Source organism: Bacillus sp. MM2020_4 (assembly GCF_011250555.1).
Taxonomy (GTDB): Bacteria; Bacillota; Bacilli; order Bacillales; family Cytobacillaceae; genus Neobacillus.
Map to the genome: position 1 here is coordinate 235,438 of NZ_JAANMZ010000002.1, position 17,154 is coordinate 252,591.

General features: G+C 40.1%; 21 protein-coding genes. 6 read left to right on the forward strand and 15 right to left on the reverse strand.

What is annotated here, in order from left to right; all coding sequences use genetic code 11:
• Window positions 1–2 precede the first annotated feature (2 nt).
• The 6 genes from yqeK to G6554_RS03140 are packed head-to-tail and all read right to left on the reverse strand — an operon-like array spanning window position 3 to window position 3,933.
• Window positions 3–569 carry a bis(5'-nucleosyl)-tetraphosphatase (symmetrical) YqeK gene (gene yqeK / locus G6554_RS03115; RefSeq protein ID WP_166238650.1) on the reverse strand — a complete coding sequence of 189 codons (567 nt, stop codon included), beginning with the start codon at window positions 567–569 and terminating at the stop codon, window positions 3–5.
• Entirely contained in the window at window positions 559–1,128 is a 570-nt protein-coding gene (locus tag G6554_RS03120) for a nicotinate-nucleotide adenylyltransferase (RefSeq protein ID WP_166238652.1), read from the reverse strand. Before G6554_RS03120 ends, yqeK begins: the two co-directional genes overlap by 11 nt.
• 22 nt (window positions 1,129–1,150) lie before the next feature.
• Window positions 1,151–1,441 (reverse strand): ribosome assembly RNA-binding protein YhbY, encoded by a 291-nt coding sequence (gene yhbY / locus G6554_RS03125; RefSeq protein ID WP_166238654.1) that lies wholly within the window; start codon window positions 1,439–1,441, stop codon window positions 1,151–1,153.
• Complete coding sequence (gene aroE, locus G6554_RS03130) at window positions 1,435–2,274, reverse strand: shikimate dehydrogenase (protein WP_166238656.1); 840 nt, start codon at window positions 2,272–2,274, stop codon at window positions 1,435–1,437. The genes yhbY and aroE overlap by 7 nt, the downstream gene beginning before the upstream one ends.
• Before the next feature lie 33 nt (window positions 2,275–2,307).
• Window positions 2,308–3,414: a ribosome biogenesis GTPase YqeH gene (gene yqeH, locus G6554_RS03135; protein ID WP_166238658.1), complete on the reverse strand. Its 1,107-nt coding sequence runs from the start codon at window positions 3,412–3,414 to the stop codon at window positions 2,308–2,310.
• Between the two features lie 3 nt (window positions 3,415–3,417).
• Entirely contained in the window at window positions 3,418–3,933 is a 516-nt protein-coding gene (locus G6554_RS03140) for a YqeG family HAD IIIA-type phosphatase (protein ID WP_166238660.1), read from the reverse strand.
• Between the two features lie 483 nt (window positions 3,934–4,416).
• Between G6554_RS03140 and G6554_RS03145 the strand changes: the two genes are divergently transcribed.
• Window positions 4,417–4,557, forward strand: a complete 141-nt coding sequence (locus G6554_RS03145; RefSeq protein WP_166238662.1) for a sporulation histidine kinase inhibitor Sda — start codon at window positions 4,417–4,419, stop codon at window positions 4,555–4,557.
• 59 nt (window positions 4,558–4,616) lie between these two features.
• Here G6554_RS03145 and G6554_RS03150 read toward each other — a convergent pair whose 3' ends face one another.
• Window positions 4,617–5,414 (reverse strand): phosphatidylserine decarboxylase, encoded by a 798-nt coding sequence (locus tag G6554_RS03150; RefSeq protein WP_166238664.1) that lies wholly within the window; start codon window positions 5,412–5,414, stop codon window positions 4,617–4,619.
• Window positions 5,415–5,538: 124 nt separating this feature from the next.
• Between G6554_RS03150 and pssA the strand changes: the two genes are divergently transcribed.
• Together pssA and sigK are read left to right on the forward strand one after the other, a co-directional pair.
• A complete protein-coding gene (gene pssA / locus G6554_RS03155) occupies window positions 5,539–6,078 on the forward strand; it encodes a CDP-diacylglycerol--serine O-phosphatidyltransferase (RefSeq protein WP_166238666.1) in 540 nt (179 codons plus the stop codon).
• A 143-nt stretch (window positions 6,079–6,221) separates the two neighbouring features.
• Window positions 6,222–6,938 (forward strand): RNA polymerase sporulation sigma factor SigK, encoded by a 717-nt coding sequence (sigK, locus tag G6554_RS03160; RefSeq protein WP_166238668.1) that lies wholly within the window; start codon window positions 6,222–6,224, stop codon window positions 6,936–6,938.
• A gap of 37 nt (window positions 6,939–6,975) precedes the next feature.
• Here sigK and G6554_RS03165 read toward each other — a convergent pair whose 3' ends face one another.
• The gene (locus G6554_RS03165; RefSeq protein WP_166238670.1) at window positions 6,976–7,938 is read right to left on the reverse strand and encodes a F510_1955 family glycosylhydrolase; all 963 of its coding nucleotides are present in this window, start codon (window positions 7,936–7,938) and stop codon (window positions 6,976–6,978) included.
• Window positions 7,939–8,150: 212 nt separating this feature from the next.
• Between G6554_RS03165 and G6554_RS03170 the strand changes: the two genes are divergently transcribed.
• Together G6554_RS03170 and G6554_RS03175 are read left to right on the forward strand one after the other, a co-directional pair.
• A complete protein-coding gene (locus G6554_RS03170) occupies window positions 8,151–8,309 on the forward strand; it encodes a hypothetical protein (RefSeq protein WP_166238672.1) in 159 nt (52 codons plus the stop codon).
• Window positions 8,310–8,431: 122 nt separating this feature from the next.
• Window positions 8,432–10,231 carry a M3 family oligoendopeptidase gene (locus G6554_RS03175; RefSeq protein WP_166238674.1) on the forward strand — a complete coding sequence of 600 codons (1,800 nt, stop codon included), beginning with the start codon at window positions 8,432–8,434 and terminating at the stop codon, window positions 10,229–10,231.
• Window positions 10,232–10,671: 440 nt separating this feature from the next.
• On the opposite strand, the gene G6554_RS03180 is transcribed toward G6554_RS03175, so the two are convergent.
• The 5 genes from G6554_RS03180 to mtnN form a co-directional block, all read right to left on the reverse strand.
• Entirely contained in the window at window positions 10,672–10,812 is a 141-nt protein-coding gene (locus G6554_RS03180; RefSeq protein ID WP_166238676.1) for a YrzI family small protein, read from the reverse strand.
• Between the two features lie 29 nt (window positions 10,813–10,841).
• A complete protein-coding gene (locus G6554_RS25675) occupies window positions 10,842–11,135 on the reverse strand; it encodes a YrzI family small protein (protein WP_347564274.1) in 294 nt (97 codons plus the stop codon).
• Between the two features lie 328 nt (window positions 11,136–11,463).
• Entirely contained in the window at window positions 11,464–12,597 is a 1,134-nt protein-coding gene (locus tag G6554_RS03190; RefSeq protein ID WP_166238678.1) for a bifunctional cystathionine gamma-lyase/homocysteine desulfhydrase, read from the reverse strand.
• Window position 12,598: 1 nt separating this feature from the next.
• Entirely contained in the window at window positions 12,599–13,522 is a 924-nt protein-coding gene (locus G6554_RS03195; RefSeq protein ID WP_166238680.1) for a PLP-dependent cysteine synthase family protein, read from the reverse strand.
• Between the two features lie 18 nt (window positions 13,523–13,540).
• Entirely contained in the window at window positions 13,541–14,236 is a 696-nt protein-coding gene (mtnN, locus tag G6554_RS03200) for a 5'-methylthioadenosine/S-adenosylhomocysteine nucleosidase (RefSeq protein ID WP_166238682.1), read from the reverse strand.
• A 168-nt stretch (window positions 14,237–14,404) separates the two neighbouring features.
• Between mtnN and G6554_RS03205 the strand changes: the two genes are divergently transcribed.
• Window positions 14,405–14,611 carry a DUF2536 family protein gene (locus tag G6554_RS03205; RefSeq protein WP_207627496.1) on the forward strand — a complete coding sequence of 69 codons (207 nt, stop codon included), beginning with the start codon at window positions 14,405–14,407 and terminating at the stop codon, window positions 14,609–14,611.
• Between the two features lie 33 nt (window positions 14,612–14,644).
• On the opposite strand, the gene G6554_RS03210 is transcribed toward G6554_RS03205, so the two are convergent.
• Together G6554_RS03210 and G6554_RS03215 are read right to left on the reverse strand one after the other, a co-directional pair.
• Complete coding sequence (locus tag G6554_RS03210; protein WP_166238684.1) at window positions 14,645–15,286, reverse strand: YrrS family protein; 642 nt, start codon at window positions 15,284–15,286, stop codon at window positions 14,645–14,647.
• Between the two features lie 75 nt (window positions 15,287–15,361).
• Entirely contained in the window at window positions 15,362–17,125 is a 1,764-nt protein-coding gene (locus G6554_RS03215; RefSeq protein ID WP_166238686.1) for a peptidoglycan D,D-transpeptidase FtsI family protein, read from the reverse strand.
• Window positions 17,126–17,154 lie beyond the last annotated feature (29 nt).

Consider the following 17,154-nt stretch of genomic DNA (forward strand, 5'->3'; position numbering starts at 1 on the left):
CATCAAGCCTCCAGTTTAGTGACAAGGTCATTATACGTATAAAATGTCTCCGGGTATACCGATTGGTTTTTTTTCATTAAAAATAGGATGGTATTTTGAACAGCCTTAATTAACGCTTTATCTAAACTCTCCTTCGCCATCTCTCTCACTTCATCGACACCAGGAAAATGTCTTCCCGGTTCGATATAATCAGCTAAATAGATAACCTTTTCAAGTATAGTCATGCAGGGCCTCCCGGCAGTATGGTAGCGAATAGCATCCAAGACTTCTTGGTCTGTAATGCCTGCTTCCTTTTCCACCAGATAAGCGCCGACAGGGGCATGCCATAATTCCGAATTAAACACCAGTAAATCCTCAGGGAAACCCTGAGCAACAATAATTTCCCGCATTTCATCCTTCGGGCGAAATTTCGCATAATCATGAAAAATGGCGGCAACTTCTGCTTTTTTTTCATCTGCTCCATATTGAATGGCCAAGGTGATTGCCGTTTCCATGACCCCTAGAGTATGTTGGTACCGATGTGCTGTTAATTGTTTCTTAACCAGTTCTAAAGCCTTTTCACGTTCCATATAAATGTTTCTCCTCAATATATTCAATCACTGGATCGGGTAATAAATAACGAACCGTTTGTCCGCACTTCATACGATCCCTAATCATACTTGATGACACATCGAATGCCGGAACATCAACATATAGAACAGGGTAATCTGTATGATGACTATAGGACGGTCTTTGAACCCCAACGAATTGAACTATATTTACAAGTTCATCAATTTTGTGCCATTTCGGTAAATATTCAATCATATCTGCTCCGATAATGAAATAAAATTGATGGTCCTTATGTTCGGTATTAATCATTTTTATAGTATCAACCGTATACGAAGGACCCTCACGTTCAAGCTCGATCGCCTGAATAGAAAAAGCGGAATTCCCTTCTATCGCAAGCTTAAGCATTTTTAGGCGCTCCTCGTCCCTGACAGATTCGGGCCTTTTTTTATGCGGCGGCTCGTGATTTGGCATAAACCAAATTTCATCGAGCTGTAATTCGGAAAGAACTTCATTAGCAATCAAAAGATGTCCGTTATGCGGCGGGTTAAAAGTTCCGCCCAATATTCCAACCTTCTTCATGCGACAGCCACCCTTTGCTCTATTATGGAAGTTTGATTGTTTTCTTTTCCACAGACTCTTTATAAAGGACAATCGTGTTTCCGATAATCTGCACGATTTCTGCACCGGCTCCTTTTGCCAATTGCTCGGCAACTTCTGTTTTATCTACCTCGCAGTTTTGCAAAACACTAATTTTAAATAGTTCTCTTGCTTCCAGTGCATCTGCGATTTGTTTAATCATATTTTCATTTACGCCGCCTTTCCCAACCTGAAAAATCGGATCTAAGTGGTGGGCCTTTGAACGTAAAAATCCTTTTTGTTTACCAGTTAACATTGGTTTCCTCCTAGTTGTTTTAACACATTGTTTCTCATTCTTCCGACATTAGGAAATATTCCAGTCCATTTTTCAAAAGCAAGGGCGCCCTGATAGACAAACATATCGACACCGGTTTGGGTTCTTGCCCCTTTTGAAGCAGCATCTCGTAAAAGCTGCGTTTCTAACGGATTATATATTATATCACAAACGACTGACTGTTTAGCTAAATTGTCCAAACTAAGTGGCTGCTCCGCTATTTTCGGGGACATACCGATCATCGTCGTTTGGACAATTAAATCATATTCCCCTATATTTTTGCTTGCTTCCTGTAAGGATAACGCCTTTGAGGGACTATCATAAGGACACTCCGCAATGAGATGCATGGCCCTTTCAAGAGTCCGGTTTGCAATGTCTATCACAAGCGGTTTCTCCTTGGCCAAGGCAAAATAAATCCCTCGAGCAGCTCCCCCAGCACCGATCAACAAAATTCTTTGATCCGATACGCTGGGGACGAAAGGGTTCAAACTTCTTAAAAATCCGGGACCATCTGTATTATAGCCTATGAGCTTTCCGCCCTCATTGACCACAGTATTGACGGCACCAATGCTTAATGCTAATTCATCAACAACATCAAGATAGGGAATAATCGCACTTTTATGTGGAATGGTTACATTAAACCCGCCGACACCAAGGGCTTTTAAGCCCTTAACAGCCTCTCCCAAATCCTCTGCCTTTACTTGAAAAGGAAGATAATGGGCATCCACTTGATAAAAGGAAAATAAATCATTTAGCATAACCGGTGACATGGAATGTCCAATCGGATCCCCCAATACAGCATACAATTTTCTCATTTGCCTCTCCCCACCCAATTTACAATCTCTATCTTATATTAAAGATTTTCGGATTAACGTTTGTACACCTTTTGGAACATAGGCTGCCACTTTTGCCCCTGGCTCGTTTACTGTGATCCAGCCAAGTCCCGAAAAGACAATATCCGTTTTCGCTTCTTTTATGAAGAATTCCTGTTTCACAAGCTCCGGAAATAACTCTACTTGTTCCGGCCCCGGTGGTGTCAGCATTTCCCCGACATGTTTCACATAAAGCTCGTCTGCATTCTCTGTTTTCGTCCGGTGGATATTTAATTCATTGGAAACATAACAAACAAAAGATCTTCTGCCGCCGCTAATATAATCAAACCGGGCTAAACCACCGAAGAACAAGGTTTGTCCCTCATTTAGCTGAAACACCATTGGTTTGATTTCCTTTTTCGGCGTGATTATTTTTAAATCCTTTTTATCAACAAAATGAGCCATTTGATGATGGTTGATAATTCCTGGTGAATCAATTAATGATTTCTCATCATCAAGTGGGATTTTTATTATATCAAGGGTTGTCCCCGGAAAATGAGAGGTGGTAATAACATCCGCTTCCCCAGTTACTTCCTTAATAATTCTATTAATAAACGTAGACTTTCCTACATTCGTACAGCCGACGACATATACATCTTTCCCATTCCTCAATTCGTCTATGGCTGCTGCTGTTTCTTTCACATTGACCCCTTTAGCCGCACTGACAAGGAACACCTCTTCGGGCCTTAGCCCCAATTCCTTAGCTTCGTGTTTCATCCAATGAATTAATTTGTTATGCTTCACGGATTTTGGCAGTAAATCAACTTTGTTTCCAACAAGTAAAACCTTGTTATGTCCAACAAACCGATGTAAACCAGGAAGCCAGCTACCGTTAAAATCAAAAATATCAACAATCATGACAATTAGGGCATCTGTTCTGCCCATCTCATTTAATATTTTTAAAAAGTCATCATCCGTTAAATTGACATCCTGCACTTCATTATAGTGCTTTAGCCGAAAACATCTTTGACAAATAATCGTTTCTTTTTCTAATGCCGAGGCTGGCGCATATCCCAGGTCCTCTGGGTTTTCAGTTTGAACTTTGATGCCGCAGCCCATGCATACATATTGTTGTTCACTCACAGTTTAGTCCTCCCATTGAAGCATGCCTTTTTTGCGGAACCAATTTAATATTCTCCGTTCTGCAAAGCGATTAAATTTTGTCCAAAACCCGTCCGTTTGCGCAACGGGGACAACGAGAATGGTATGAAAACCACTGCGGTTACCGCCGAGTACATCCGTTAATAATTGATCCCCAATGACAACGGCTTCTTCTTTTTTAATACCCATTTGCGAGATAGCCCTTTGAAACGCAGGCATCATCGGCTTTCTTGCCCGAAAAATAAACGGGATTTGCAGGGGATCAGAAAAAGCTTTCACTCTTTCTTCATTATTATTAGACACAATCGTCACAAGGATATTTTGTTGTTTTATTTCATCAAACCATTTAATCAAACTTGGAGTAGCTGTCGGACGATCCCATTCCACTAACGTATTATCCAGATCCGTAATAATCCCTTTAATCCCACGAGACTTTAACTCCGCAGGAGAAATATCCAATATGCTTTTCACATGTTCATTCGGTAAAAATTGTTTTAACACTAAGCTGACACCTCATTATAATTCTAAATAAAATTGCTTTTACACATTCAAGAACGGTGGCATTCATCTATTCTTGTACCATCATACCCAATTTCACCCTTTGATTCAAAGGAAAACTCGATATCTTATTGTTCTTCAATTCTTGACAATACATGATAGTCAATCACAAAACCATTAAATAAAAAATACATTTATTTCAAAAATATGACGGTTTAATAAAATAAAAAAATATTTTTCGACAAATATCTACTTTTTCGCGGTCTGTGGATAACCTTATTAACATTATACCCATTGAATCATTTACATTTCTTTACTTTATAAACAGATTAATCACAAGTTATCCACTAGAACCTGTGGAAAATCCTGGTGATTGTCCAATAGGAATAAATTTGGTAGATTTAGGGTACACCAATTGAACATACCATTTTATGAATCCAAATGATGAAATAGAACAATTATTTTTTACCGGAGGTGGATTCTGACATGCGGAAACTGTCAGATGAATTATTAATCGAATCTTATTACAAAGCAAGAGAATTAAATCTAAGCCCTGAATTTATTGGTCTCATTGAGTCCGAAATTCACCGACGTTCTTTATACATTAAAATTAAACGAACATCCTAACCTATTAATTCAGCCCTTTATGGGCTTTTCTTTTTATCCGAAAAGCGGAAGCGCCCTGGTCAGCGGCGTATGGCCGATTTGCTCAAAGTTCCAATTTTCTCCCCTACCTTCAATTCCTTTGGGATCTTTATTGTGGAATCAAGCTTAAATGTTTTCCTTTCGAAAAGCAGTACAACGGTAGACCCAAAGCTAAAGTATGCCATCTCCTCGCCCTTTACTAATTCGGATCCCTTATGTGTAGTTTCAATCGAATTAACAAACATGGCGCCAACCTTGACTACGGCCACATGCCCAAATTCTGTTTTAACTTCTGTTATCATCCGGTAGTTCTTAGCTAGAGTTCGGCGCCCATATTTTAACCCTAGTTTATTCACTGGGTATGATTTTTTTCCAAGTGACCATTGTTTGGTAACGTTTCCGTTCACTGGGCTGTGAATGCGGTGATAATGACTGGGACTTAAATACAGAACCATGTATGTACCATTTTGGTATTTTGCTAAAAGCTCTCGATTACTCAGCATCTCTTCAATTGAATAAGTCTTCCCTTTAACGACAATTTCACTAGTCTCCTTAATCGAACCAACGTCTTCCATGACAGCATCGACAGGGCTGACAACAGTATCATGGCCTTTATCAATTTCCCTGGCATTTTTCTTCAATGTCCTCACAAATAAATCATGAAGGGTAGGATATTCTGACAAGCCTTTCTCCATTTCTTCTTGATTCAAATGATAGACCTTAGCGAAGGACGGCACGACAAAACGGCTGACACGAGAACGGGCAAACTTCTTTAAGACACCCGATGTCCACCTACCATTCGTTAACTCAATCAAAAGACGATAAAACCCCTGTATCATTGGAATACCCCCAAATAGTGTAAAAATACTCTTTACGAAAAGACATAAAACGCTTAGAATTAAATATTATAGAGTAAACAAAACAAATGATTCCCCTCTCGTAAAGAAAGGAGTGGTGTGGAGAATGTTTTTATTGGACGTATTGGATCAAACAATAAAAAAGCTGAAATCCCAAACAGCTAATGTCATCACCTTAACAAATTTATCACTTGGCGGATTTGCGATTGTCTTCGGGATGCACGGAAATTTACGTCTAAGCCTGCTCCTCATTTTTATTGCTGCTTTAGCAGATCGCTTTGACGGTATGATTGCCAGAAAATTTAATATTGAATCAGAACTTGGCAAACAATTAGATTCCATGAGTGATATTATATCATTTGGTGTAGCACCTGCACTATTACTATATCAAGGAATTTTATATGAATTTGGTGGTCCGGGTTCTTTTTTTACTGTATTCTACATCGGTTGTGGCGCATTTCGATTAGCACGTTTCAATATTACAGAAAGCAATGGGTATTTTACCGGGTTACCGATTACAGCCGCGGGCTGCTTGGCAACCTTAAGCTTTTTAGCTATTCCCTATTTACCATCACAAACGTTCTTATTTATAATGATCATTCTATCCTTCCTGATGGTTAGTTCGTTTAAACTTAAAAAAGTATAAAGAAATGCAAATTTAACCTTAGCTCGCTAAGGTTATTTTTATTTTTCATCAAAAAAAAATTTCGGGACAGACACAATTTTCTGTTTTCCTCATAGGAATTATTAATGGGTTTTAGTCCAAATAAAGCACGGGGGTGGATGTGGATGTCTGGAATCTTAACAGCTCTCGGTTATTTAATGAAGGAATTTTTATTTCTTGTTTCATATGTAAAAAATAATGCCTTCCCGCAGCCCCTATCTGCTGCTGATGAACGAAAGTATCTACGGTTAATGGCAGAAGGGGATCCGCATGCAAGAAATATGTTAATCGAACACAATCTAAGATTGGTTGCACATATCGTAAAAAAGTTCGAAAATACCGGGGAGGATTCCGAAGATTTAATCTCAATTGGAACGATTGGTTTAATTAAAGCCATAGAGAGCTACTCAGAGGGGAAAGGCACAAAGCTTGCGACTTATGCCGCACGATGTATTGAAAATGAAATTCTGATGCATTTACGGGCGCTTAAGAAGACAAAAAAGGATGTTTCACTGCACGACCCGATTGGCCAGGATAAAGAAGGAAATGAAATTTCATTAATTGATGTCCTAAAATCTGAATCAGAGGACGTCATTGATACGATTCAACTGAACATGGAGCTTGAAAAGATCAAAAAATATATCGAAGTGCTGGATAATCGCGAAAAGGAAGTCATTATTGGTCGGTTTGGTCTTGATTTGCAAAAAGAAAAAACACAGCGTGAGATCGCGAAAGAACTGGGGATCTCTAGAAGCTATGTCTCAAGAATTGAAAAACGGGCACTGATGAAAATGTTTCATGAATTTTACCGAGCTGAAAAGGAACGAAAGAAAAAGGGGTAATGATAGGAAAGTAAAAACTCGCCTACTGGGCGAGTTTTTACTTTCCATTCTCCAAAAGCCTTTTCCAATTTTGACCACCATCATTGGATTCATATAAATCATTTTTATAGGTTGTAAAGGCGATTTGGTTTTTGTCTTTTGGATTTACCGCCAAATAGGTAATGGGATTATCATAATCTAGAAACGGAAAGGTCAAGTTTTGTTGTTCTCCCGACGAAGGATTAATCGTCTTTAATAAGATTTTATCGTTTTCAACACTTGAAAATAAAATGGAATCCCCACTAAATGTTAATGCGGTTACCATAATAGGGTCTGTAATTTGTTTCATTGTATTTCCGTTATCAATTGAATAATAGATACCGGACCTAGTTGCCATCGTGAATGTATTACCGTTTTCCGGATGAACCGCCATCATCCCATATGAATCGGCGTTAAACTCCTTAAGGCCGCTCTTTTTCCACGAGTTACCATTATCAGTAGAATAGTTCACGCCTAGACTTAACTTATCATTCGGCTCCTCACTAATTACATACATGCCATTCCCAGAAAAGCTTGCCGCGGTAAAATGAAAGTTAGCATTCCCATAGAAGGCTAATTTTTCTAGCGTCTCCCCTTTATCCGTACTTTTTACTAATCCAAGGGGATCCTTTATATTCGTCCCTTTTTGGGGATGCCCACTGGCAATAAAACCTGCTTCCACTGCTTGAAATCCGATATAGTCATGGTGATTGGCTGATGTTTCATACCACAAATCATCCTTGTACATTTTTAACCCATCATTCGCTGCGACATATAAGGCATTGTCATTTCCTGGATAGCCAATCCCGCGGATATTTTTTAACTTAAATGATTTCGCCTCGATAATGTCAAATTTTGTTTTGGTGACAGTCTTGTTTTCATTCTTTGTCTGTTTTGGCTCCTCACTCTTTTTCGAGCAGCCGGCCACGATTAATAGTACTCCCAAAAGGATGACCGTAATCATTTTTATTTTACCCTTCATTTTTATCCTCCCGAAAAACTTCATCAAAATCTATGAGATACCCATTCACATATACCCTAGACACAACAAGCTTGTCAACTAATTGCCCTTTACCATTTCCTAATGCCTTTATCAAAAAATCTTTATTGGTGTCTAGTGGACATACACTTTTGCCTACACAGTAAGTAATAAGGGCTCATACGCTACTATAAAAGGGGAAAGGGGGAATCTTGATGCCATACGGATATCCATCTGCCTTCGGATACCCAGCACCCTATCCTGCTTATCCTAGTCCATATGTACGCGGCGGGATATGGTTTGCAGTCATCATTGTTCTGTTTATTCTATTATTTATCTTTGGCGCCTGGTGGTGGTATTCCTGTTATTATTAGGGGCAATATCCGGCTTATGCGCTTAAGCATGAGCCATTTTTCTTTTGAAATGCACAAAATATAGAATTTTTAAAAAGGTAGACATATAATAAATAGGTACATATTTAAAGGGGGTACTGATAATGACTGCAACTACATATTCTGAAGTCTGGAATCTAGATATTTTTTTCAAGGGCGGAAGCGATTCCCCGGAGTTACAGGATCATCTTCTTCAAACAGAGGAACTGATCAACCAATTCGAATCAAAGGTGAATAACTGGACACCGGTTAGTTCACTTGAGGACGCCAAGTATTTGCAGGAATTACTTGCGGATTTAGAAAGCTCCGCAAAAAAGTTAATTCAGGCAGGTGCCTTTGTTGGCTGTTTACTTGCACAAAATACCGAAGATAAAAAAGCCTATTCACTTGACGCAAAAATAACACACTTAAACGCAACGTTCCAGACAGCACTGGGGTCATTAGACAATTTACTGACAACGATTGATGATGAGGCATGGAAGCAAATTGTAAGCGCCCCATCGTTAACGGAGCTCGCTTTTGTGTTAACGGAAAGTCGTGAAAAAGCGCAGGAGAAGTTGTCTAAAGAAGAGGAAGCCTTAATCAGCGCCCTTGAAGTGGATGGTTATCACAGCTGGGGTCAACTGTATGATTTAATCGTTAGCAAGATCAAAGTCTCCTATATGGAAAAAGGAGTGGAGAAACTGCTTTCTGTTGGTCAAGCCTTCAATAAATTCTCCAGCTCCGACCGCGACGTCCGTTCAGCAGTTTTTAAAAATTGGGAAAAGTCTTGGGGAGAGCAAGCAGATTTCCTAGCCAAAACATTAAACCATCTTTCCGGGTTTCGTTTGAATGTCTATAAAAAACGAGGCTGGGAAGATGTCTTAAAGGAACCGCTCAGCATTAATCGGATGAAAAAAGAAACACTGGAAACGATGTGGGCAGTTATTTCGGAAAATAAACAGAAGCTTGTACACTATTTGGATCGTAAAGCAAAGCTTCTAGGCTTGAATAAATTGAGCTGGTTTGATTTAGAAGCACCATACGGGAAAACAGAATCAAAGGTTTCTTATCAAGAAGGAGCCAAATTTATTGAAGAGAATTTTGCTCTTTTTGGCGATAAATTAGCTGCTTTTACGAAGAATGCGTTCGAGGAGCAGTGGGTTGAGGCTGAGGATCGCCCCGCCAAAGCACCCGGAGGTTTTTGTACCGATTTCCCTGAAAGTAAACAATCGCGAATTTTCATGACGTATTCCGGGACACCTTCAAATGTTTCGACACTGGCACATGAGCTTGGGCATGCCTTTCATTCTTTTACAATGAGAGATGTTCCATTCCTTAACTGTAATTATGCAATGAACGTGGCAGAAACCGCCTCCACCTTTGCGGAAATGATTGTCGCCGATGCAGCTGTAAAAAACGCAAAAAATGAAGAAGAAAAGCTCGTTCTTTTAGATGACAAAATCCAAAGAACGGTTGCCCTTTTAATGAATATTCATGCCCGTTACTTGTTTGAAACTCATCTTTATGAGGAAAGAAAACTAGGAACCGTTTCGGTAGAAAAATTAAATGAGTTGATGCTTGAGGCGCAAAAAGAAGCATACTGTGATGCCTTAGCAGAATATCACCCATTATTCTGGGCTTCTAAGCTACATTTCTTCATTACCGGTGTTCCGTTTTATAACTTCCCTTATACCTTTGGCTACCTGTTCTCGCTCGGTATTTATGCTGAGGCACTGGAAGAAGGAAAAGGATATGAAGAAAAGTATATTGCTTTATTGCGTGACACGGCTTCAATGACAGTCGAGGAACTTGCGCAGAAACATTTGCAGGTTGATCTTACTCAGAAGGACTTCTGGGAGAAGGCCGTACACATCTGTCTTGATGATATTGACGAGTTCTTGGAGCTAACTGAGAAGCAATAAAAGGAACGAAAGAAAAGCATCGGCGATAAAAACTTAGCCGATGCTTTATTTCTATTCTACACTTACCTCTGCTGAAATTACACAGCCGATTGCCCCAGTAATAATTAAAGCTATCACCATCATGAACATAATTCTCCACCCCTTAGATAAATCATGCATTTCTATATCTTCAATTTATCATGTTTTCACCGTAACTATCTGAGGGAAAAGTGAACAATTTGTTAACAAAGCACATTAAAACAATGGGGTCATTTCGATTCTTTTTTCTTTGGTTTAAAAATGAGTGACAATAATAAAATATGAAGCGGCATTTTTGTTACCTCCTATTTTTCGTTCGGCTAGGTGGTATCCTTCATATACCACAAACTAGCCCCTCGTCCTTGCATTAGAAAAAACAACATAATTAAAACCACCTTTCAAATTGTATTATTTTTTACTGCCTACATAATCCGGAACATCGATGCTTGGCGTTCTTTGTTCTGTTCATAAATCTTTTCAACCATTTCTTGATGGGTGGCCTCTTCAGGACTCATTTTTCGTTTACGAATGGTTATCGTTAAAAAGAATATATTAAGTGTCAATTTGATTCACTTCCTTTTTTAAAGGATTATTACATGAAATGATGCATCGAAATTTGGCGTTCTTTCGCTTCGTCATATAGTTTTTCAACCATTTCCTGTTGAACCGCTTCTTCCAGACTCATCTTTCGTTTTTTTATGGTGATTGAGAAAAATAAGATATTTAGGGTCATGTCTACCACCTCCTTTAACTGATCTCTTCTTTTTAATCCAGCAACATCTTCACCATATTCCAGACATATCCATTTTGCGAGAAAAAAGGGCATAAAAAGGCCGCAGGAAGTCACTCCCCTGCGGCCGGCCTTTTTTAGACACAAAAATGCCACAGGGCGTCATTCTCCCTGCGGCATGGATATGTATTGTAACAAAGTGTTAAGCAATCCATTCCAGTCTGGTCGAATGCGAAATATTCAAATATACAGTTTTCATTACAGCGGCACCGCCATTGTTGATTGCAAGTAACATCATTTTCTTCGACCTCCTTTGGAATTTTTTACTTACTACGGTAATTATATCCACGTACCATTACTTTGTAAACCTTTTTGAATAAATTTATTAAAAAAAGGCTCGACCCACGTAAAACAGGCACCATGTGAAAAAATTTTCACATGGTGCCTGACACCCTTTACACTTTTTACACTATTTTTATTATAACTACTCTAATGCTTGTGTAAGATCTTCGATTAGGTCTTCAATATCTTCAAGTCCGACGGAGATACGGACTAGGCCTTCTGTGATGCCTAGTTCTGCACGTCTTTCTACCGGAATTGAGGCATGGGTCATTCTTGCAGGAACTGAAATTAAGCTTTCAACCGCACCAAGGCTTTCAGCTAAGGTAAAATATTTCACTTTGCTTAACAACTGGTCCGCATTCTCTGCACTGCCAACATCGAACGAAACCATGCCTCCAAACCCTCTTGCCTGCTTCATGGCAATCTCATGATTCGGATGTGTTTCAAGTCCAGGATAAAATACCTTCTTCACCTTACTATGGTCTTGTAAGAAGCTAACAATCGCCTTTGTATTCGTTTCCGTTTCTTCCATGCGAATCCCTAATGTTTTGATTCCCCTGATTAACAGCCATGAATCCTGAGGCCCTAGAACACCCCCTGTTGAGTTTTGGACAAAATGAAGGTCTTCGGCAAGCTTATCACTGTTTACTACCACTAGTCCCGCCACAACATCACTATGACCGCCAATATATTTCGTCGCACTATGAAGAACAATATCAGCACCAAGCTCAATCGGATTTTGCCAAAATGGAGTCGAGAACGTATTATCAACAATCGTTAAAAGACCATGTTCTTTTGCAATCTCCGCTGCCGCTTTAATATCCGTTATTTTCAAAAGCGGGTTTGTCGGTGTTTCTAAATAAACGGCCCGTGTATTTGGTTTAATTTCACTTTTAATATTATCTAAGTTACTTGTATCAACAAAGGTTGCATCGATTCCGAACCGATTCAACACCTTGGTCATGACACGGAATGTGCCGCCGTACACATCATCCGTTAAGATAACGTGATCACCGCTGTTAAACAGCATAATCACAGCTGTAATCGCCGCCATACCAGAACCAAAAGCAAATCCCGCCTTACCGCCTTCGATTTCCTTAATCAGCTCTTCAAGCGCATGTCTGGTCGGATTTCCAGTACGGGAATATTCGAAGCCCTTATGGCCGCCGACACCTTCCTGTTTATACGTACTCACTTGATAAATTGGGAAAGAAACAGCACCTGTTGCTGGATCTTCACTAATGCCTCCATGGATCAATTTCGTCTTTCTTCTCATTCTAAATACCCCCTTCAAAGATTTTCTTGCTTAAATATCGTTCACTTCCATCTGGAAAAATAACCACGATGTTTGTCCCTGCTTTTGCTGTTTCCGCCTCTTTCATGGCAGCATAAAAAGCGGCTCCAGAAGAACTGCCCACAAGCAGCCCCACTTTAGCTGCCAGCTCTTTCACGTAATGAAAGGCATCATCATCAGCAATGGTATGAATAGCGTCAAAATAGTCAGGTTCCATAAACGGAGGCAAGAATTCCATGCCAATCCCCTCGGTTTTATGTGGGCCAGATTCGCCACCATTTAAAATGGACCCCTGCGGCTCGACAATGACTGTTTTGATCTGCTTTTTTTGTTCTTTCAAATAACGGGCAGTTCCCGTAAACGTACCGCCTGAACCAGCTCCGGCAACAAAGATATCAATGTCACCATCGAGTTGATCCCAGAGTTCCGGTCCTAATGTTTTGTAATAGGTAGCAGGATTGGCGGGGTTCGCAAATTGCTGCGGACAATAGGAGCCTGGAATTTCTCGAAGGAGCTCCTCTGCTTTGGCAATCGCCCCCTTAATACCTTTCTCCGTTGGTGTTTGAACGATTCTTGCCCCAAGCGCTTTCATGATTTCCTGCTTTTCCATACTGAACTTTTCAGGGACGCAAAATATAACTTGAACGCCTTTATTGATGGCAGCAAGCGCTAACCCAATCCCAGTATTTCCGGCTGTCGGCTCTATGACAGTCCCACCTGCCCGGAGTTTTCCACTAGAAAACGCCTCATGTAAAAGCTCGACTCCAAGCCGGTCTTTGACACTTCCCCCAGGGTTCATGAACTCCAGTTTCGCAAAAATGCGAACACCTTCAGGCAAAGAAAACTGTGTAATTTCGACAATTGGTGTGTGCCCAATTAATTCATGTACATTTTTGTAGACTTGCATTTCTCCACCCCTAAAAAGCTATTTGAGTGCTGCTACCATTTTCATCACTAACGTAGCAGAATTAGTCGCTGCCTTATCAATAAATTGATCAAACGAAATTTCGGATTCCTTTCCGGCAATGTCGGAAAGAGAACGAATAATGACAAATGGAACACCGAAACGGTGCGCCACTTGGGCGATTGCTGCAGCCTCCATTTCAACCGCTTGTAAATCCTCGAATTTAGAACGAACAAAATCAACACGGACTGGGTCTTCCATAAAGGAATCACCCGTCACAATCAATCCTTTTACAATTTGGAAGTTTTCAAGTTCATTTGCAGCAGATTCAGCAACAGAAATTAATTTTTCATCAGCTGCAAATGCTGCCGGAAGCTGTGGCACCTGACCATATTCATAGCCAAATGCGGTAACATCAACATCATGATGGCGGACTTCCGTTGAAATAACGGCATCTCCGACATTAAGTGCAGGATTAAAGCCCCCTGCTGACCCCGTATTAATAACGCAATCAGGCTGATATTTTTCAAGCAGGATGGTCGTTGACATCGCTGCGTTTACCTTGCCAATCCCGGAACGGAGAAGGATGACATCTGCACCGTGCATCTTTCCAAATGTAAATTCACAACCTGCGACCGTTTCCTGTGTTTGCCCCTCGATATTATTTCGTAATAAGGTAACTTCTTCTTCCATTGCTCCGATGATAGCTATTTTCATTCCTTAAACCTCTTTCATAATGTTCTACAAATAGGTAATAGGGTGTTTAATCCCCATTAATATACTATGAATTTAACCAAAATCATGTTATCATACCTCAACCCTTTATTCAAATACATTGTCAGTATCATAAAAAATTACTAAAATAATGTACAGAAAGGATGATTTATGGTGAATTTTCAGTTTGACTTAATAGAGGATAAAGTGGAATTTTTCGAGGCTACTACTCTAAAAACATTACAAAAAAAGATTGAATCACAAATTGATGAAAATAGAGCAATTATGCTGGGAGTCCATTCCGTATCCCACCAGATGCATGTGAATGAAAATGGACAAACATACTTCACAGCGGTTGTTCATTTTAAAAAGAAATAGGATGGTGCCTTTTTTCAGGCCCATCCTTGTTTGTTACTCTCCGGTTACATTAATAACCTTCGTCGGTTTCCATCCTTGACCATCAACCCACTCGATGAATACTTTAAACTTTTCCTTTGTATCTTTTGCAGAAATGGTTCCTACCGAAGCATTCGCTTTAGCAGGATCCTTGCCAAGCCATATAACGGTCATATTGCTTGTATCAACCCCAGTGGCATATGAGATGGCACTCAGCATTTCATCCCAATCAACACCACTATATACCGGAGTATGATCCCCTGTCTGGGTTGTGCCAACAGGTTTCCACGCAGGGTTTTCGATGGTGGTGCCGTCTTCGGAAACTACTGCTTGGGAATCATCTGTCGATTCAGGCACAGAGGCTTCTTCACTTTCTTGCTCCTCTTCGGAATCATTTTTAGAGGAACTGTCATCCTTTTGAACAACTTCATCTTTTTTCTTTTCCGTGTCCGCTTTATGGGTTGTATCTTTTTGTTCCATTTTAGGATCCTGCTGCTTAGGAGCCGCTTTTTCATCACCGCCTGATAGAAAAATAGTATAAGCGACAAAAATAATGAGCAGCAACACAATGATGATTAAACTATTTAAAACGAGATTGGTTTTTTTTCTTTTCGCACGGTAACCGGAACGCGATTTAGAATTGAAATCATTACTCAATGTTATCCCTCCGTAAAAATAAGGCTCTCAATATTCTAACATGATTCAATGAGAACATGAAGGAAAAACCATTTTTCACTCTCCGTTACCATGGTCTTTTTCAAAAAGCATCTTAACCATATCAGCAAATAACAAATTAATCCCACCCTCGGAATCGACCACATCCAAATTCACAGTCACGAGAACATATTTGGGATTTTGATAAGGGAAATAGCCGGCAAACCACTTATTATGCAGCTGCATGCCATTTTCAAATTTTCCTGTTTCGGCAGTGCCTGATTTACCTGCTACTTCATAGGGCAAGTCCTTAAACCATCTACCCGTTCCATTTGGGTTCACCACAACTTCACGCAGTAATTTTTGCAGTTTCATTGCCGCATATGGGGATATGATATCCCCTTTTAAGCTGGTTTCAGGGAAATCGACCATCGTCGTGCCGTTTTTATACTCGATTTTAGAAACAGCACGAACCATTTCTTTTTTCCCCCCTCTTGCTATCGTGGCCATCATATTGGCGACAGCTAATGGAGTGACGCGAACCTCGTGTTGACCGATTCCGGACATCGCGGCAAAATTGGCATCTTTTCTAGCCTCATCATTCAAGAAGACCCTGCCATGATCCTCATTTGCAAATTGATTGAAATCGCTTGTATGATAGACATCCCCCTGCCAGCCAACGGGGCCGATTAGCGATAATTTGGTCGCATATTCTTCTAAAAGATGAGGATTTGCCTTTTGCAATTCCTTCGCCAGCTCACCAAAGGTCCGATTACAGCTTCGGGAAAAACTGGTCGCAAAATCCAGCATTCCATAATTATATTTTAATTCCGGTTTTCCATTAATCTTTTTACTGCAATCAAATAGACGAGTGGGGTCATCAAGATTTTGGTCGATTGCCGCAGCGGCAACAACCGTTTTAAAAACAGAACCAACGATTTGTTGCTTCAACATCATATTGGTAATTCCCCCGCCACTGTATGGATCCTTTTTATTTATCGCCGGTCGGGAAACCATGGCAAGCACACTATTATCCTCCATATTGAGGAGAATAAGGCCGCCTTTTTTGATTTGGTACCGATCAATAAGATTCTCCGCTTTTTGCTGTAGATCCTTATCAAGGGTGGTTTTGACGTTTACAGGATAAAACGGATTTGCCGGATCAACATATTTAACATTAATACCGAATAGAGGACCACCAGTGCCATCCACGTGGTAAACGAGCTTTGATTTCCCTTCTGGGAGAAGGAATTCATCAAAGCTTTCCTCAAGCCCAGATACACCAAGCAATGTCTTCTCTGATAGTTCTTTGTTTGGATAACGCTTACTTAATTCCTTTGGGTTTTCTCTAGTTAGACCAATCAACTGTTCTGCCGGTATTTCCGAACGCTCAAATTTCTTTTCAATCGCAAAAACCCCAGGGATTTTTAAGGCGTTAATCCTTTTCATCTGCGATTTGGTCAATTCAAATGGCTGTGGGTCACCAAAGGCAAACGGCTTTTTTGCCTTTTCTACAGCTAGTTTAAGCGTATTTTCCGGAATTCCTGAAATGGAAGACACCTTCTCAATCTCCCAATCCATCCTTTTTAAAAAAGGAAATAGAACGAGGACAGAAACTTTATTGTGCGTCAACATAACCCCATTTCGGTCAAGGAAATTGCCTCTGCCATTATCAATCACAAGCTCCTGTGTTCGTTGTTTGACACTTTCCTCAAGTAAATTTACATGATGTTTCGAAAAGGTCTTTGTCTCCACTAATTGGATTTGCATTAAGCGCACCAACAGGAGCAGCAAACCGGTTATACAAATAAAAAGCCAGCCAAGTGCTCGTCTTTTCCACATAAAAAACACCTCGTCAAAAGTTTTGACGA

Bases quoted from the DNA above. Each gene is read 5' to 3' on its own strand.
- G6554_RS03165 (WP_166238670.1), bottom strand. From the start codon at position 7,938: ATGAAGGGTAAAATAAAAATGATTACGGTCATCCTTTTGGGAGTACTA.
- G6554_RS03215 (WP_166238686.1), bottom strand. From the start codon at position 17,125: ATGTGGAAAAGACGAGCACTTGGCTGGCTTTTTATTTGTATAACCGGT.
- sigK (WP_166238668.1), top strand. From the start codon at position 6,222: ATGTCTGGAATCTTAACAGCTCTCGGTTATTTAATGAAGGAATTTTTA.
- G6554_RS03120 (WP_166238652.1), bottom strand. From the start codon at position 1,128: ATGAAGAAGGTTGGAATATTGGGCGGAACTTTTAACCCGCCGCATAAC.
- yhbY (WP_166238654.1), bottom strand. From the start codon at position 1,441: ATGTTAACTGGTAAACAAAAAGGATTTTTACGTTCAAAGGCCCACCAC.
- aroE (WP_166238656.1), bottom strand. From the start codon at position 2,274: ATGAGAAAATTGTATGCTGTATTGGGGGATCCGATTGGACATTCCATG.
- pssA (WP_166238666.1), top strand. From the start codon at position 5,539: ATGTTTTTATTGGACGTATTGGATCAAACAATAAAAAAGCTGAAATCC.
- G6554_RS03145 (WP_166238662.1), top strand. From the start codon at position 4,417: ATGCGGAAACTGTCAGATGAATTATTAATCGAATCTTATTACAAAGCA.
- G6554_RS03170 (WP_166238672.1), top strand. From the start codon at position 8,151: ATGCCATACGGATATCCATCTGCCTTCGGATACCCAGCACCCTATCCT.
- G6554_RS03175 (WP_166238674.1), top strand. From the start codon at position 8,432: ATGACTGCAACTACATATTCTGAAGTCTGGAATCTAGATATTTTTTTC.
- yqeK (WP_166238650.1), bottom strand. From the start codon at position 569: ATGGAACGTGAAAAGGCTTTAGAACTGGTTAAGAAACAATTAACAGCA.
- G6554_RS03195 (WP_166238680.1), bottom strand. From the start codon at position 13,522: ATGCAAGTCTACAAAAATGTACATGAATTAATTGGGCACACACCAATT.
- G6554_RS03205 (WP_207627496.1), top strand. From the start codon at position 14,405: ATGGTGAATTTTCAGTTTGACTTAATAGAGGATAAAGTGGAATTTTTC.
- mtnN (WP_166238682.1), bottom strand. From the start codon at position 14,236: ATGAAAATAGCTATCATCGGAGCAATGGAAGAAGAAGTTACCTTATTA.
- G6554_RS03150 (WP_166238664.1), bottom strand. From the start codon at position 5,414: ATGATACAGGGGTTTTATCGTCTTTTGATTGAGTTAACGAATGGTAGG.
- G6554_RS03190 (WP_166238678.1), bottom strand. From the start codon at position 12,597: ATGAGAAGAAAGACGAAATTGATCCATGGAGGCATTAGTGAAGATCCA.